Origin of the sequence: Saccharopolyspora hattusasensis, from assembly GCF_050972075.1 — a bacterium.
Taxonomy (GTDB): domain Bacteria; phylum Actinomycetota; class Actinomycetes; order Mycobacteriales; family Pseudonocardiaceae; genus Saccharopolyspora; species Saccharopolyspora hattusasensis.
This window is the reverse complement of record NZ_JBPCDC010000001.1, coordinates 2,370,073-2,386,445: the sequence shown is the minus strand read 5'-3', so window position 1 is coordinate 2,386,445 and position 16,373 is coordinate 2,370,073. Positions and strand designations below refer to the sequence as shown.

13 protein-coding genes are annotated in these 16,373 nt (G+C 69.5%); 10 read left to right on the top strand and 3 right to left on the bottom strand.

All coding sequences use genetic code 11. From position 1 onward, the window contains the following. Nucleotides 1-88: 88 nt before the first annotated feature. The 9 genes from lpdA to ACRXBZ_RS10420 all read left to right on the top strand — a co-directional run bounded on the left by lpdA (nt 89) and on the right by ACRXBZ_RS10420 (nt 11,521). On the top strand, nt 89-1,549 hold the full coding sequence (lpdA, locus tag ACRXBZ_RS10460) for a dihydrolipoyl dehydrogenase (protein WP_433878938.1): 1,461 nt from the start codon (nt 89-91) through the stop codon (nt 1,547-1,549). A gap of 241 nt (nt 1,550-1,790) precedes the next feature. After that, the gene (gene pdhA / locus ACRXBZ_RS10455) at nt 1,791-2,891 is read left to right on the top strand and encodes a pyruvate dehydrogenase (acetyl-transferring) E1 component subunit alpha (RefSeq protein WP_168584709.1); all 1,101 of its coding nucleotides are present in this window, start codon (nt 1,791-1,793) and stop codon (nt 2,889-2,891) included. A gap of 111 nt (nt 2,892-3,002) precedes the next feature. Further along, nucleotides 3,003-3,998, top strand: a complete 996-nt coding sequence (locus ACRXBZ_RS10450; RefSeq protein WP_433878937.1) for an alpha-ketoacid dehydrogenase subunit beta — start codon at nt 3,003-3,005, stop codon at nt 3,996-3,998. Nucleotides 3,999-4,162: 164 nt separating this feature from the next. Then, on the top strand, nt 4,163-5,407 hold the full coding sequence (locus ACRXBZ_RS10445; RefSeq protein ID WP_433878936.1) for a dihydrolipoamide acetyltransferase family protein: 1,245 nt from the start codon (nt 4,163-4,165) through the stop codon (nt 5,405-5,407). A 144-nt stretch (nt 5,408-5,551) separates the two neighbouring features. Beyond that, complete coding sequence (locus ACRXBZ_RS10440; RefSeq protein ID WP_433878935.1) at nt 5,552-6,319, top strand: EI24 domain-containing protein; 768 nt, start codon at nt 5,552-5,554, stop codon at nt 6,317-6,319. A 35-nt stretch (nt 6,320-6,354) separates the two neighbouring features. Then, entirely contained in the window at nt 6,355-7,686 is a 1,332-nt protein-coding gene (locus tag ACRXBZ_RS10435) for a M20 family metallopeptidase (RefSeq protein WP_433878934.1), read from the top strand. 55 nt (nt 7,687-7,741) lie between these two features. Further along, entirely contained in the window at nt 7,742-8,449 is a 708-nt protein-coding gene (locus ACRXBZ_RS10430; protein WP_433878933.1) for a M50 family metallopeptidase, read from the top strand. A gap of 46 nt (nt 8,450-8,495) precedes the next feature. After that, nucleotides 8,496-9,398, top strand: a complete 903-nt coding sequence (locus ACRXBZ_RS10425) for an oxidoreductase (protein WP_433878932.1) — start codon at nt 8,496-8,498, stop codon at nt 9,396-9,398. 167 nt (nt 9,399-9,565) lie between these two features. Beyond that, the gene (locus tag ACRXBZ_RS10420) at nt 9,566-11,521 is read left to right on the top strand and encodes a putative bifunctional diguanylate cyclase/phosphodiesterase (RefSeq protein WP_433878931.1); all 1,956 of its coding nucleotides are present in this window, start codon (nt 9,566-9,568) and stop codon (nt 11,519-11,521) included. Between the two features lie 292 nt (nt 11,522-11,813). On the opposite strand, the gene ACRXBZ_RS10415 is transcribed toward ACRXBZ_RS10420, so the two are convergent. Then, nucleotides 11,814-13,259 carry an LVIVD repeat-containing protein gene (locus tag ACRXBZ_RS10415; protein WP_433878930.1) on the bottom strand — a complete coding sequence of 482 codons (1,446 nt, stop codon included), beginning with the start codon at nt 13,257-13,259 and terminating at the stop codon, nt 11,814-11,816. Nucleotides 13,260-13,400: 141 nt separating this feature from the next. On the opposite strand from ACRXBZ_RS10415, the gene ACRXBZ_RS10410 reads away from it, so the two are divergent. Beyond that, nucleotides 13,401-14,036 (top strand): DUF305 domain-containing protein, encoded by a 636-nt coding sequence (locus ACRXBZ_RS10410; protein WP_433878929.1) that lies wholly within the window; start codon nt 13,401-13,403, stop codon nt 14,034-14,036. A gap of 968 nt (nt 14,037-15,004) precedes the next feature. Here the strand turns inward: ACRXBZ_RS10410 and ACRXBZ_RS10405 are convergent. Further along, nucleotides 15,005-15,361: a GntR family transcriptional regulator gene (locus tag ACRXBZ_RS10405; RefSeq protein WP_433878928.1), complete on the bottom strand. Its 357-nt coding sequence runs from the start codon at nt 15,359-15,361 to the stop codon at nt 15,005-15,007. 24 nt (nt 15,362-15,385) lie between these two features. Next, a complete protein-coding gene (gene meaB, locus ACRXBZ_RS10400) occupies nt 15,386-16,372 on the bottom strand; it encodes a methylmalonyl Co-A mutase-associated GTPase MeaB (RefSeq protein WP_433878927.1) in 987 nt (328 codons plus the stop codon). Between the last annotated feature and the right edge of the window lies 1 nt (nt 16,373).

Sequence of the window (16,373 nt, the reverse complement as noted above, 5' to 3'; positions counted from 1 at the left end):
GGTTGTGCTCACGACACTCAGAGTAAGAATTGCCCGCTCGATCCAGGCTTTCCGTAACCGGCGCGTGCAGTCAAAGGAGCACAGCGAAGTGCAGGAGTTCGACCTTCTCGTGGTAGGCGGCGGTCCCGGTGGATACGTCGCCGCGATCCGGGCCGCGCAGCGTGGCCTCGCGGTCGGCGTGGTGGAAAAGGAGCGGCCCGGCGGGGTCTGCTTGAACTGGGGCTGCATCCCGACCAAGGCGATGCTGCGCTCGGCCGAGGTGTACGAAACCGTGCTGCACGCGGCCGATTTCGGGGTGAACGTCGAGAACGTCACCATCGACTACGACACGATCACGCGCCGCAAGAGCAGCGTCGTCAAGGGTCTCACCGACGGTGTCGCGGGCCTGCTGAAGACCAACGGCGTCACCGTCATCAACGGCCACGCCCGGTTCACCGGCCCGACCACCGTGGACGTCTACGCCACCGGTGAGTCGCCGCTGGGCGCCGACGGCCCGCGCTACGCCGCCGAACCGGCCGGCGCGCAGCCGATCGAGCAGGTCAAGGCCCGCGACGTCATCATCGCCACCGGCTCGGTTCCCGTGCAGCTGCCGCTGCCCGGCGCGGACCTGCCCGGCGTGATCACCTCCGACGGCGCCTTCGGCCTCACCGAGGTGCCGGGGCGCATCGCGATCATCGGCGGCAGCGCGGTCGGCGCCGAGTGGGCGACGCTTTTCGCCACCCTCGGCAGCGAGGTCAGCATCATCGAGATGCAGAAGACCCTGGTACCGGCCGAGGACGTCGAGGTCGGCAAGGCGCTGGGCCGCTCGTTCACCAAGCGCGGCATCAAGGTCCTCACCGAGGCGACCGTGTCCCGCGTCGACCAGGCCGCCGGCGGCCTGAAGGTCACCGTGGACGGCGCAAAGCCGCAGCAGATCGACGCGGACGTCGTCCTGGTCGGCGTGGGCCGCAAGCCCAACACCGGCAACCTGGACCTGGCCAAGGCCGGCGTCGCCACCAGCGAGCGCGGCTTCATCACCGTCGACGACAAGCTGCGTACCAACGTCGAGCACGTCTACGCGATCGGCGACGTCACCGGCAAGGCGCTGCTCGCGCACGTCGCGTCGCACCAGGGCGTGGTCGCGGCCGAGACGATCGCCGGGCACCACGCCGCGATCGACTACAACGTCATCCCGGCCGCCACCTTCACCCACCCGGAGATCGCCAGCGTCGGGCTCACCGAGGCCAAGGCGATCGAGGCCGGCCACGAAGTGGTCGCCGCCAAGTTCCCGTTCGCCGCGCTCGGTCGTGCGCAGAGCTACGGCGACACCGAGGGCTTCCTGAAGATCGTCGCCGGCAAGAAGTACGGCGAGGTCCTGGGCGTGCACATCATCGGGCACTCCGCCAGCGACCTGATCACGGAGGGCGCCCTGGCCATGGCGCTGGAAGCCACCCTCGACGAACTCGCCGAGACCATCCACGCGCACCCGACCCTGGGCGAGATCGGCATGGAGGCGGCGATGGCTGCGCTGGGCCTGCCGATCCACGTCGCGCCGCCGAAGAAGCGCTGAGCGAACGACCAATGAGCGTTTCAGAAGTTTGCGTAGCGGTGCCAGTAGCGGAACCTCAGGCGCCGTCTCGCTCCGGGATCCCCGACATCATGAATGCCAATTCACCACGTCGGGGCAGGTCCTCGCAGAGAACCCCTTCGGGGTGGGACCAGCCTGAGAACCCGCGGCGGTGCAAGTTGAGTCCCGCACCGCAAGCGGCTGCCGCCGCTTCTGAAACGGCAAATCGAAGAGGGGATCTGTGATGGCACAGACTGCTACCCGCACCAAACCGGCCACGCGCGCCACCAAGTCGCGCCGCAGCGGCTCGGTACGCGGCTCCGGCGGCGGACGGTTCGCCGGTGAGTCGCCGGAGCTCCTGAAGGACTACTTCTACGAGATGACCCTGATCCGCCGCTTCGAGGAGCGCGCGGCGCAGGGCTACACCCAGGCCAAGATCGGCGGCTACTGTCACCTCAACCTCGGTGAGGAAGCCACCGTCGTCGGCCTGATGCGTTCGCTGCGCAAGAGCGACCTGCTGTTCACCAACTACCGCGAGCACGGCTACGCGATCGCCAAGGGCATCGAGCCCGGCCGCGTGATGGCCGAGCTGTACGGCCGCACCACCGGCACCTCCAAGGGCTGGGGCGGCTCGATGCACATGTTCGACGTGGAGGCCGGGCTGCTCGGCGGCTACGGCATCGTCGGCGGCCAGATCCCGTTGGCCACCGGTGCCGCGCTGGCCATCGACTACCGCGGCGGCGACCAGGTCGTGATGTGCCAGATGGGCGACGGCACGACCAACATCGGCGCCTTCCACGAGGCGCTGAACATCGCCGCGCTGTGGAACCTGCCGGTGGTGTTCGTGGTGATCAACAACCAGCTCGGGATGGGCACCACGGTCGACAAGTCCTCCGCCGAGCCGGAGCTGTACAAGCGCGCCGCGGCCTACCGGATGCACGGCGAGCGGGTGGACGGCAACGACGTGCTGGCCGTCCGCGACGCGGCGACCCGGCTGGTCGAGCAGGCCCGCGAGACCGGTCGCCCGGCGCTGCTGGAGGCGGTCAGCGAGCGGCTGAAGGGCCACTCGGTGGTCGACCCGGGCAAGTACCGCAGCGAGGAGTCGGTCGAGCAGGCCAAGCAGGCCGACCCGGTGGCGAACTTCCGGGCCGAGCTGATCGAGGCGGGCGTCCTGGACGAGGACGTCGCCGTGGAGATCGAGCGCAAGGCCCAGGCCGAGGCCGACGCGGCGGTCGCGTTCGCCGACGACAGCCCGCACCCGGACCCCTCGACGCTGTTCGACTACACCTACGCCACCCCGGTGGCCAACGACTCGCGGCGCCTGCCGGCCGACCCGGTCTTCTGAGGCACCCGCCCGCGATCTAGCGACACCCCGCCACTGAGACCCGTGGATCTCTCCGACGCCAATTCGAGAGATCCACGGGATCCCCAATGCTTTTGTGCAGGAGAAACACCCTTGGCCGTCATCACGTATCGCCAAGCGTTGCACGACACGCTTCGCGACGAAATGCTGCGCGATGAGGACGTCTTCCTCATCGGCGAGGAAATCGGGGTCTTCGAAGGCTCCTACAAGATCACCGCCGGGCTGCTGAAGGAATTCGGCGAGAAGCGGGTGCGCGACACCCCGATCGCCGAAGAGGGCTTCGTCGGTGCCGCGGTCGGCGCGGCCATGCTGGGCCTGCGGCCGGTCGTGGAACTGATGACGATCAACTTCTCGTTGATCGCCCTGGACCAGATCGTCAACCACGCGGCCAAGATCTACGGCATGTTCGGCGGCCAGACCAGCGTGCCGATGGTGCTGCGCACCCCGGGCGGCGGCGGTCAGCAGCTGGGCGCCACCCACTCGCAGAACATCGAGCTGTACTACGCGTTCGTGCCGGGCCTGAAGGTCGTCGCACCGAGCACGCCGGCCGACGCCAAGGCGCTGCTGCTCGCGTCCATCCGGGACAACGACCCGGTGCTGTTCCTGGAGAACCTCGCGCTGTACAACACCAAGGGCGAGGTCCCGGACGTCGTCGAGCCCGCCGAGATCGGCAAGGCGAAGGTGACCAAGCAGGGCACCGACATCACCATCATCGGCTACTCGCGGATGGCGATGGTCGCCCAGCAGGTCGCGGAGAAGCTGCAGGCGGACGAGGGCATCAACGCCGAGGTCGTCGACCTGCGCAGCCTGCGGCCGCTGGACCGCGAGACAGTCGTGGAGTCGGCGCGCAAGACTGGCTGCGCCGTGATCGCCGAGGACGACTGGCTGACCTACGGCATCGGTGCGGAGATCGCCGCGTCCATTTCGGACGGTGCGTTCGACTACCTGGACGCCCCGGTGCGCCGGGTCGCGGCGGCGGAGGTCCCGCTGCCCTACGCCAAGCCGCTGGAGCGCGCCGCGCTGCCGTCGGCAGAGTCCCTGACGACGGCGGTCCACCAGACGCTGGACGCCGTCGGCCGCCGCCGCTAGGAGAGTTTTCGGTTGCTTTGCGTGGCGGTGCGGGTAGCGGAACCTCAACCCGCGGCGGTGCCGGTTGCGAGGGTGGTGGAAAGCGGCTGATGCCGCTTGCCTGACGTTCGGCGCGGCTGAGCACGTGGAGCTTTCCGATCCAAACGTATCTGCTGAGGAAGACCATGACTGAGATTCAGATGCCGAGGCTCTCCGACACCATGGAGGAGGGCGTGATCTCGACCTGGCGCAAGAACGTCGGCGACCAGGTCAGCCGCGGCGAAGTGCTGGCCGAGATCGAAACCGACAAGGCCATCATGGAGCTCGAGGCCTACGACGACGGGGTGCTGGAGAAGATCCTCGTCGAGGCGGGCGCGACGGTGCCGATCGGCACCCCGATCGCGATCCTCGGCGACGGCTCCGGTGCCGCGGCGGAAGCCGCCCCGGCCGCGGCGCCCGCCGCCGCTGCGGCCCCGGCTGCTGCCGAGGCCCCGGCCGGGCCCGCTGCGGCCGCGCCTGCGGTCGAGGCCGCCGAGCCGGGTGCGAAGCCGAAGGCGTCACCGCTGGCCAAGGCGGTCGCCAAGGAGAAGGGCGTCGACCTGTCGGCGGTGCAGGGCACCGGGCCCGGCGGGCGGATCATCCGCGCCGACATCGAGGCCGCGGCCGCACCGGCCGCACCGGCCGCTGCCGCTCCGGCTGCCGCCGCTCCTGCCGCCGCCCCGGTGGCGGTGTCCAGCGAGGACGTCGAGGAGATCCCGCTCAGCAACATCCGGAAGGTGACCGCGAAGCGCCTCACGGAGAGCAAGCAGCAGGCCCCGCACTTCTACCTGACCAGCGCCATCGACGTCACCGACCTGATGGCCTTCCGGGCGACCCTCAACGAGCGCCTGCAGGCCGCGGGCGGCCCGAAGGTCAGCGTCAACGACCTGATCGTCAAGGCGGTGGCCACGGCCCTGCGCGCCAACCCGGCGGTGAACGTCTCGTTCGCCGGCGACAAGATGCTGCAGCACAAGCGCATCAACCTCGGCGTCGCGGTGGCCATCGACAACGGCCTGGTCGTGCCAGTGATCAAGGACGCCGACCGCAAGAGCGTCTCGGAGATCGCCGCGGAAAGCCGGGAGCTGGCCGGGCGGGCCCGCGAGGGCAAGCTGAAGCTGGACGAAATGTCCGGCGGCACCTTCTCGATCTCCAACCTGGGCATGTTCGGCATCGAGCAGTTCAGCGCGGTGATCAACCCGCCGGAGGCGGCGATCCTGGCGGTCGGCGCGGCCCGCGACGAGGTGCAGGTGCGCGACGGCGAGTTCGTGGCGCGCAAGATCCTGCGGGCGACGCTGTCGGCGGACCACCGGGCGGTGGACGGCGCGGTCGGCGCGGCGTTCCTGCAGCTGCTGACGGGGCTCCTGGAGGACCCGATCCGCATCATCGCCTGACGACCGGCGACTTGGGCCCCTTCCGCGACGACCTCGACTCTCGCGGGAGGGGCCTTCTTCATGCCGTGTGCGGTTCCCGCCCGGCGGTGGGACCGCGGCCGATACGATGGGCGTTGATCGCCACCGCACGGGAGACCAATCCTGATGAGTTCGTTCTTCGCCGGAGTCCGCACGCTCGGCACTGGTTTCGGCATCATCCTGCGCAGCCCGAGGCTGCTGCTCCTCGGCGCGCTACCGGCGCTGATCAGCGCCGTGCTGTTGCTGGGCGGCCTCGGCGCGCTGATCTACTTCAGCCCGGACCTGGTTACCTGGATGACGCCGTTCGCCGACGGCTGGGGCGATGCCGCCCGCCAGGCGCTGCGCATCCTGGTGGGCGTGGCGCTGGTCGCCGCCGCCGGCCTGCTGGCGTCGGTGTCGTTCATCGCGGTCACGCTGCTCGTCGGCGGCCCGTTCTACGAGCACATCGCCGAGCAGGCGGAGCAGCAGCTCGGGCTGGACGCCTCCGACGACGGCGCCGGTTTCGCGCGCCAGCTCGGCCGCGGGCTGCGGGATTCGCTGAAGCTGGTGGGCGTCGCGCTGATCGGCGCGATCGTGCTGTTCGCCATCGGATTCATCCCGGTGGCCGGGCAGATCGCGGCTCTGGTGCTGGGCGCGCTGTTCGGGTCGTGGCTGGTCACCCTGGAGATGGTCGGGCTGGTGTTCCAGCGGCGCGGCCTGAGCCTCGGCGACCGGCGCAGGGCGCTGCGGCGGCACCGGGCCGTGGTGTTCGGCTTCGGGCTGCCGGCCTACCTGTTGTGCCTGATCCCGGTCGCGCAGCTCGTCGTGATCCCGGCGGCCGTCGTCGGCGGCACGCTGCTGGCGCACCGGGTGCTGGGGCCGGTTCCCCGGCAGGACGGCGTTACGCAGCGATGATCCGCACGGTAACTCGTTCGGCCTAGAGTTGGGTTGTGACACAGCCGACACAGCCAGTGCTGCCGACCCAGCCCGATGACTCCTATCTGCGTGCCGTCTCCGCGGCCACCGAGCGGGCGGTGGCCGCGGCCGAGCCGGTCCGCTCCGATTTCGCCGGCGCCGACGAGGCGCTGCGCGCCGGCGTGGAGCGGTGGGTGGACGGTCATGCCGAGGACCTCGTCGCACTGAGCCGGGATCTGCACGCGCACCCGGAGGAGGCGTTCGCCGAGCACCGCTCCGCAGCTCAGGCCGCCGAGCTGCTGCGGCGCCACGGGCACGACGTCGAGGTGGGCGTCGGCGGGCTGGACACCGCGTTGCGCGCCGAGAGCGGCGGCGACGGCCCGCACGTCGCGGTGCTGGCGGAGTACGACGCGCTGCCGGGCATCGGGCACGGCTGCGGGCACAACATCATCTGCTCGGCGGCGGTCGGTGGGTTCCTCGCCGCGGCCACTGCGGTGTCGGCCACCGGCGGCCGGGTGAGCCTGTTCGGCACCCCTGCAGAGGAGGGCGGCGGCGGCAAGGAGCACCTTGCCAGGGCCGGGCTTTTCGACGATGTCGACGCGGTCGTGATGCTGCACCCGTTCTCGCACGACATCGCCGCCCACCCGTTCCTGGGGCGGCGCCAGGTCGAGGTGATCTTCCACGGCGTGGCCGCGCATGCCGCCGCACAGCCGTTCATGGGCCGCAACGCGCTCGACGCGGTCGTCGCGACCTACCAGGGCGTTGCGGCGATGCGGCAGCACATGCCGTCCACGGACCGCGTGCACGGGATCATCACCGACGGCGGCAAGCGCCCCAACGTCGTGCCCGACCGCGCCGCGGCGCTGTTCTACGTGCGTTCCGCCGAGCCGGGCTCGTTGCAGGACCTCGCCGCCCGGATCGAGGCGATCGCGCACGGCGCGGCGTCCATGACGGGCTGCGGTGTGGAGCTGCGCTGGGACAACAACCCCGCCTACCTGCCCATTCGGCACAACGACGTGCTGGCTGCCCGCTGGGCCGAGCACCAGGCCCGCCGGGGCCGGACGTCCTTGCCGCGCGGAGTCGTGCCGGAGTACCTCACCGGCTCGACGGACCTCGGGAACCTCAGCTACCGGCTCCCTGCCATCCACCCGATGATCGGCCTCGGCGATCCGAACCTCTCGCTGCACACCGAGGAATTCGCCGCCGCGGCGGGCTCTCCGGCGGGCGACCGAGCGGTCCTCGACGGCGCCACCGGCCTGGCACTGACCACAGTGGACTATCTGGTCGACGCTGACCTCCGCCAAGCGGTCCGGGCCGAATTCCAGGCCGCGGGCGGCGCCCTGGACGTCGCCACCTACTTCGACTGACAGCGCCCCCGGTTAGGCTGGCGGCGGCCTGTCCCCAAAGCTTCGGGTGTCTATTGTGGACGATTTAGTGCGGGAGTGGACCGCGCAGCTGCCGGATTCCGGCAACGTCGCCGCGCTGATCGCCGGCGTGATCTCGCTGATGCTGGTGCTCGGCCGGAACACCTGGCTGCTGCTGCGCAACGTCGTGACGATCGCCCACGAGGGCGGCCACGCGGTTGTCGCGCTGCTCAGCGGGCGCAGGCTGAACGGCATCCGCCTGCACTCCGACACTTCGGGGCTGACCGTCTCGACCGGCAAGCCGACCGGGCCGGGAATGGTGTTCACCCTGGTGGCCGGCTATCCGGCGGTATCGCTGCTCGGGCTCGGCGGCGCGTGGCTGGTCACCGCGGACCTGGCCCACGTGATGCTCTGGGTGTGCGTCGCGCTGCTCGCCGCGATGCTGCTGGCGATCCGCAACGCCTACGGCGTGCTGTCGATCGTGGTCACCGGTGGCTTGATCTTCGCCGTGTCCTGGTTCGCGACTCCGGTGTGGCAGGCGCTGTGCTGCGCGCTGTTCAGCTGGTTCCTGCTGTTCGGCGGCCTGCGTCCGATCGCCGAGCTGCGCCGCAAGCGGGTCGGCGGCCGCGCACCTGACTCCGACGCCGACCAGCTCGCGAGGCTCACCGGGCTGCCCGCCGCGCTGTGGCTGGCCTGCTGGTTCCTCATCGGCCTGGCCGCCCTCGTCTTCGGCGCGCGCTGGCTCCTGCTGATGCCTCAGGTGTGAGGAAGGGCTTGTTGCTGTCGGGGCGGTTTTCTAGCAGCATCGCGGCGTGACGAGTGCTTCGACCGCCCTTGGTGGCGAGTTTCAGCTGGGCGCGGACCTGACGGTGAACCGGCTCGGTTTCGGCGCGATGCAGTTGGCCGGCCCCGGCGTTTACGGTCCGCCCGCCGACCGCGAGCGGGCGATCCGGGTGCTGCGGCGCGCCGTGGAACTGGGCATCGACCACATCGACACCAGCGACTTCTACGGGCCGTGGGTGGTCAACGAGCTGATCGCGGAGGCGCTGCGGCCATACGGCGACGACCTCGTGCTGGCCACCAAGATCGGTGCCTACCGCGACCACCAGGCGGCGTGGCTGCCGCTGAACCACCCCGACGCGCTGCGCGCCCAGGTGCACGACAACCTGCGCCGCCTGGGGCTCGACGCGCTGGACCTGGTCTACTTGCGGCACGTCGCCGACACAGGCATCTCGCTGGCCGACCAGCTCGGTGCGCTGGCGGAACTCCGGGAGCAGGGCCTGGTGCGCAACATCGGCCTGTCCAATGTGTCCGTCGAGCAGTACGCCGAGGCGCGGCGGCACGCCGAGATCGCGGCCGTGCAGAACCTCTACAACGTGGTGAACCGCACGTCGGCTGAACTGCTCCGCGTGACCGCGGACGACGGCGCGGCTTTCGTCCCGTTCTTCCCGTTGGGCTCCGGATTCGCGGACAGCCGCGCCCGCGAGGACGGCGTGCTGCGCGCGGTGGCCGAGCGGCGCGGCGCGACCCAGGCGCAGGTGTCGCTGGCCTGGCTGCTGCAGCGCTCGCCGAACATCCTGCTGATCCCGGGCACGTCGTCGCCGAAGCACCTCGAGGAGAACACCGCGGCCGCCGGGGTGGCGCTCACCGCCGAGGACATCGCCGAACTGAACGCCCTAGTCGCCGAGGGAGAAACCCTCGAAGAAGCCCACTGACGCGGTTCACCGCGCCTCTCGTGTTTTACGACCCGTCTGGTGTCACCCAGTAGTCTTACCGGCACGCAACGGCGCGGAGAGCGAGATGAACCTTGACCGAACAGGCCGCCGACGAGCCCGGCGGTGCACCAGGGCGATCTGCCGGCGAACGTTGACGGACGGGTGAGATGAGCGAGGGAACTCCGGACGCCCCGCAGGGGATGCCGGATGTGTCGGTCCCGCAGCGGTACGACGCCGACTGGAGGGGCGCGGTCGCACGCCGCTGGGCGGCGCGGCTCAGCACTGCGTCCGACATCCCGCTCGCCCGCGAGGTCGTCGAGCAGACGCTGCTGGAACTCGTAGACCGCGCCATCGGGGCGCTCGACGATCCGTCGACAGTGGACGAAGTGGGGCGCGCCGAGGCGCTGCTGCGCTCGAAGCTGAAGGCCGACCGCGAGCTCGCGGCCAGCGAGGCGAGATTCGGCGAGGTGTTCACCGCGACCCCGATCGGGGTCGCGATCTGCGACATCGAGGGGAAGTTCACCCAGGTCAACCCGGCATTCGAGGTCGCCATGGGCTACCAGGCGCAGGACCTGGCGTCGATGACGATCCACGACCTGTTCCACTCTGACGACGCGGAGTACCTGGCGGCCGCCTACCGCGAGCTGGCCGATGGCGGCAGTTCGAAGCGGCTCGGCGACCGCAAGCGGCTGCTGCGCGCCAACGGTGAGGAGGCGTGGGCCTACCTGGCGGTGTCGGCGCTGCAGGGCTCGGACGGGGCGCCGCGGCACTTCCTGACCATGGTCGAGGACATCACCGAGCTGCAACTGCTGCAGGACCGTCTCCAGTACCAGGCCCTGCACGACGCGCTGACCGGGCTGCCGAACCGGCAGTTCTTCCGCACCCGGTTGGAGGCGACGCTGGCGAACCTGCCCGGCCACGCCCAGCTGGCGCTCTACCACCTGGGCTTGGACGGCTTCGAGCTGATCAACGACGGCCTCGGTTACGAGGTCGGCGACCAGGTGATCAAGGCGGTGGCCCGGCGGCTCGAGCGGCTGTTCGGGGACGAGGAAGCGATCGTCGCACGCTTCGGCGGCACCGAGTTCGCGATCCTGCTCCTGGAGCAGGAGGAGACCCCACCGGTGCCCACCTTGACCCAGCAGATAAACGAGCTGCTCGCCGAACCGGTCCACGTCGACGACCACGGCATCGCGGCGTCGGCCGGGATCGGCGTGGTGCAGCGGGCGGTGGCCGACGCCGACGCGTCGAACATGCTGTGGGCCGCCGACGTCGCGCTGCGCCGCGCGGAGGCCGCCGGCAAGCGGCAGTGGGCGCTGTTCGACCCGGACAAGGCGCCGGAGGAGCGGATCGAGTCGAAGCTGGCCGCGGTGATGCCGGGCGGCCTGGAAATGGGCGAGTTCGACGTCGTCTACCGGCCGCTGGTGCACCTGGACACCGGCGAGCTGGTCGTGCTGGAAGCCGAACTCCGTTGGGAGACCAGCGATTACGGCACCCTCGAGCACGGCGAGTGCCTGCGCCTGGCCGAACGCTCCGGGGTCACCCTGTCGCTGCGGGACTGGATGCTGGAAACCGCGTGGCAGCAGCTGTGCGAATGGCACGCGGACGGGCACCAGGTGCAGCTGAAGCTGGCGCTGAGCCCGAACCAGGGCCAGGACCCGGACCTGGCGGCGGTGATCCACCAGGTGCTGGACGCATGCGACGTCGACGCGACCTGGCTGCGGCTGTGCCTGCCGCTGGCGGCCATCCGCGGTGACAACGAGGAAGCCCGCGACAACGTCCGCTACCTCAACAGCCGCGGCATCAAGACCTCGCTGCACAGCTTCCACGGCTCCCCGGACGAACTGCGCCTGCTGCGGGACCTGCCGATCGACGCGGTGCTCCTGGCGAGCGAACTGGTCGACCTCGTGCACGCTGCGGACTCCGCGGACCTGCCGGAGGTGCAGGCGATCCACGGCCTGATCCCGCTGGTCCACGCCTGCGGAGCGCGCCTGTGGGTCCGCGGCGTCGACACCGAGGAGCAGGCCCGGATCTGGCGCGGCATGGACTGCGAAGTCGGCGCGGGAGCGCTGTTCGGAGAACCGCTGCTGTCCTTCGACATCCCCGGCTACCTCCGCGGCGCGTAGCTTCCGGGTCAGTTCTGGTAGAACAGCGAAGAGGCCCAGAAAACCAGTCTCACCAGGGCAATCCGCGCTATCGAACAACGCCTGGCCGCGTCATGGCGGGGGGCGGCGGGGGCGTGTTCGCGGTTATGCGGTCGCGACGAGCGTTTCGGTAAGCAGGACGCCCGTGAGTGTTTTTGGGTGCTATGGCACCCAAAAACGCTCACGGCTGTTCTTCCGCCACGTAAACCCGCCCAGCGGCGATGACGGCCCCCGCCGGGAGTCCCGGCGGGGGCCGCATCAGGTTGCTTCCGGGTCAGTTCTGGTAGATCGGTTGGGTTTGCGGGTTGAATTCCTCGAAGCGGACCCTCTTCGCTGAGTCGGTTCGCTTGTCGCGGATGTCCAGTACGTCCAGGCCTTCCTGGATGCCGCTGGAGTAGATGTAGCCGTTGTAGTAGTACGCCGACCAGGAGCCCGCCACTTGCAGCTTCGCTGGGTCGAATGCGGTGCGGTCGAAGAAGCCGATCTCCTGTGGCTGCGTGGAATCGGTGAAGTCCCACACCGAGACGCCGCCCTGGTACCAGGCTTGCACCATGATGTCGCGGCCGTCGACGGGGATCAGTGAACCGTTGTGTGCCACGCAGTTCTCGGTGTCGGCCTGGTAGCGGGGGATCTTGAAGTAGTTGCGGAACTCCAGCTTCGAGTCCGTGCCGGTGCCGATGATGTCGTAGACGCCGTTGGCGCCGCGGGTCGGGCCGGTCGCCTCGTTGCAGGTGGCCGCGCTGCCGCCGCCGAGCTCGTCGGTGAAGACGACCTTGGTGCCGGTGTTGTTGAACGTGGCGCTGTGCCAGAACGCGAAGTTCTCGTCGTCGCGGACCTGGTTGATGATCCGCGGCTTTTCGCGGTCGGAGATGTCCAGCAGCACACCGTCACCCATGCAGGCGCCGGCGGCCAGGTCCTTCTCCGGGAACGCGGTGATGTCGTGGCAACCGGTGGTCTCGCGCGTGTTCGGCGTGCCCGGGTTGCCGCCGTCCGGGAACAGCACCGGAGCGTCCACCAGCACGGGCTCGGCCGGGTTGGCCAGCGGCACCTTGATGATCGAGATCTTGTCGTGCGGCGGCTGGCACTTGGGGAACTCAGCGCGCGGGCCGTAGGACGAGATGTAGAGGTACACCGCCTCGCCGGTCTTGTCCGGTACCAGGGTGTGGGTGTGCGAGCCGCAGTCGGTGGCGATCGCCGACACGTAGCGGGGCTTGGCCGGGTCGCTGATGTCGAAGACCTTCATGCCTTCCCAGCCGTTGGGGTCCGCGGCGTCGGTCTTCTCGCTGGTGCACGTGTTGTTCGTGCGCGGGTAGTCGGTGGAGACGAACAGCAGGTTGCCCGAGACCGAGACGTCGCCCTGGCCGCCTGGGCACAGCACCTGCGTGACGATCTTCGGCTTCTTCGGGTTCTTGATGTCGTAGACGACGAAACCGTCGTAGTTGCCGACGTACGCGTAGTTCTGCTTGAACGCGATGTCCGTGCCGAAGGCATCGAGAGTGTTGAACGGCGCCTGCTTCGGCAGGTTCGCGACGTGCTCGATGTTCTTACTTTTGCTGATGTCGCCGGACGGCGCGGCGACGGTCTGCGCGGAGAGCTGCTCCGGGCCGTTGTTCGGCGGGGTCGCCGCTGATGCCGGGGCGAGCGCTAAGCCGAGAGTCAACACGCCGATCGCGGCGCCCAGCGCGCGCCATCTACCCCTGGGGCTCGGTTTCAAGATCATCCACTCCCATGCTCGTCGCTGCCCGGTCCGGGCAGTCGAAAAGGGCGGTACCGAGTACCACTGGAGATCAGTATTGTTATGTCCGGATCGTGTCCCTATCGGCCATCTGGCGGTATTTGTCTGCGGAATAAGGAGGATTCGATGCGCCGGTCAACAGCCGCGTTGCTCCTGGCGGTCGGAGCGCTCGCCGGGTGCGCGACCGAGCAGGCGCCGCCACCAGTGGTGCTGCCGGGCGCGCCGGGCGACCAGCCGCGGGTGGTGGCGAGCGCGGCGCCGGAGCGGAGCACGCCGGTGGACGTCGAGGCGGAGTACGTGCGCATGATGATCGCGCACCACCAGCAGGCGGTGGAGATGACGGCGCTGTCTCCGGAACGAGCGCAGAACCCCAAAGTCCGCGCGTTGTCGGACCGCATCGGCGGCGCGCAGGTCCCGGAAATCGGTGCCATGCGGGGCTGGTTGGCCACCCGCGGGTTGCCCGAGAGCGAAGCCCACGGCGGACACGGCGGTCACGGCGGTCACGGCGGTCACGATCACGCGAGCATGCCGGGCATGGCGGCGCCGGAACAGCTGGAGCAGCTCGGGAACTCCAGAGGAGCGGACTTCGACCGCCTGTTCCTGCAGCTGATGATCGCCCACCACGAGGGCGCCCTGACGATGGCCACGGACGTCCTGGCCAACGGCCTGGACGAGCAGACCCACGCGATGGCCCAAGACGTCCTCGTGACCCAGCAGGACGAGATCGACACCATGCGCGCGCTGCAGGCCGAAGTGGGCTGAGTCGTCCCGGTTCGTCCTAAGAGGACAGCGTATTGTGCGCTGTTCTGCTTCCGAGCAAGGGGCCTTCCTGCGAAGATCCATGATCTGGATCCGGCGATCCTGGAGAGGGGATCATGGCAGGCGATGCGATGCCCGGCGGTGTTCTGGCCGCCGTTTCGGCACTGGCTGGAAGGGGGTTGTTGTGCGGCCGTTAGGTCCATCGGGCCCGCGTGAGGTCGGGCAGTACCGGGTGCTCGCGGAGCTGGGGCGGGGCGGCATGGGGCGGGTGCTGCTGGGGAGCGACCGCATCACCACCATGGCGTTCAGCCCGGACGGCCGCACTTCTTCAAAGCGCTTGGCCAGCTGTTGCCCGTCTGGATAGTTCCCCAAGCCTTGGACGCGGCTGATCTGCTGGGCATTTCGCGCGAGCTTCGCCAGCTCGCGGATCTCTTCCTCGCAGCGCTTCGCAGCCTTCTCCGCCACTTCGGGGTCCAAGGCGAGCTTGCCCCCTGAATTGCTGGTTGACCCACTGTGTCTGCTGCCGGACGGCTTGAAGTCCCTCCGCTGCGGCTTGGAAACCACCTTGAGTCACAGTCGCCTCCCCCCTGGCCTGTCGATCAACGAGGGGGATGTTATCGGCCACGCCCCTGCCGCAAGAGTGGTTTCGGACATGCCAAGCCGAGCGTCGTCGCGATTGCCAACGACGCCCTACCGGCTGACCTCTATATGCACTGCGCAGCTGGGCCCGCGTTACTGCCGCGTTCGCCGAGGTGGCCGTGGACGGAGTTGACCTCCATGATCGCAGCCTCCTTACGCTACGGCGTGGTCACGGGAACCAACGGGGTGGCCTGCACCAGTCGTGAGTGCGAAACCGGGCTGGAGCCCTTTTTCGCACTCACGACACCCGACCTGCGGCAACGGCACTCAGTACCGGTCGCACCGGAGTACATCAACAGGTTCCAAACAGTGCCCTTCGGATCCGGAAAAGATCACGCCTTGAGGGCTGCTTTCGCGATCGCTAGGGCTTCGGTGGCCGGGATGCCCAGGGCGTGGGTGATCTGGGCGTAGGTCGCTGCCGCTTCGGCGGCTCGGGCCGCTGCTTGATTTCCCGCGTCGCTGACGAAAGTGCCTGCGCGGCCGCGGGTTTCGAGCAGGCCGGCCTGTTCCAGCTCCCGGTAGGCCTTCGCCGTCGTGTTCGCCGCGATGCCCAGGTCCGCCGCCAGTGCCCGGACCGTCGGGAGCTTGCTGCCCACCGGCAGTTCGCCGCTGTTGATCTGCTCGGCGAGGGTCGACCGCACCTGTTCGAAGGGCGGCACGCTGGAGTTCGGGTCAACGCTGATCCGCATGGCTCTCCTGGGTCGAGGTCGCGTTCAGGATTTCCGGAAGGCGTCTAGCAGTCGTTGCGCCGCGAGGCTGGCGGTGAGTTCTCCCGCCCGCACCTGGGTTTCCACCTCGCCGACGATCGCGCGCACCCCGGGGTGGTGGGTGAGCTCCGACATCAGCTGGTCGCGGACCAGCGCCCAGGTCCACTCGACCTGCTGGCGGCTGCGCTTGTCCGCCAGCTCGCCGGTCTCGGCCAGCGCCGCCCGGTGTTGATCGATCTGCTCCCACAACGTGTCCAGGCCGAGCCCCTGCAGGCCGCTGCAGGTCAGCACCGGCGGCGTCCAGGTCGCGCTGACCGGGGTGAGCAGGCGCAGGGCGCTGCGGAGTTCGCGGGCGGCCTTGCGGGCTTCGGCGGCGTGATCGCCGTCGGCCTTGTTGACGGCGATGACGTCGGCCAGCTCCAGCACGCCCTTCTTGATGCCCTGCAGCTGGTCGCCGGTGCGGGCCAGGGTGAGCAGCAGGAAGCAGTCCACCATGCCCGCCACGGTCACCTCGGACTGGCCGACGCCGACCGTTTCGACCAGCACGACGTCGTAACCGGCTGCCTCCATCAGCACGATCGTCTCGCGTGTCGCGCGCGCGACGCCGCCGAGCGTGCCCGCCGACGGCGACGGCCGCACGAACGCCGCCGGGTCGCTGGCCAGCCGGCCCATCCGGGTCTTGTCGCCGAGGATGCTGCCGCCGCTTCGCGTCGAGGACGGGTCGACCGCGAGCACCGCGACGCGGTGCCCCGCCGCGGTCAGCATCGAGCCCAGCGACTCGATGAACGTCGACTTGCCGACGCCGGGCACGCCGGTGATGCCGACCCGGTGCGCGCCGCCGCTGTGCGGCAGCAGTTCGACGAGCAGCTCCTGGGCCAGCGCCCGGTGGTCCTTGTGGGTCGATTCGACCAGCGTGATCGCCTGCGCCAGCTTGGTGCGGGAACCGGCGAGCACGCCCTTGGCGTAGTCCTGGACGTCGATCGTTCGCGGCATG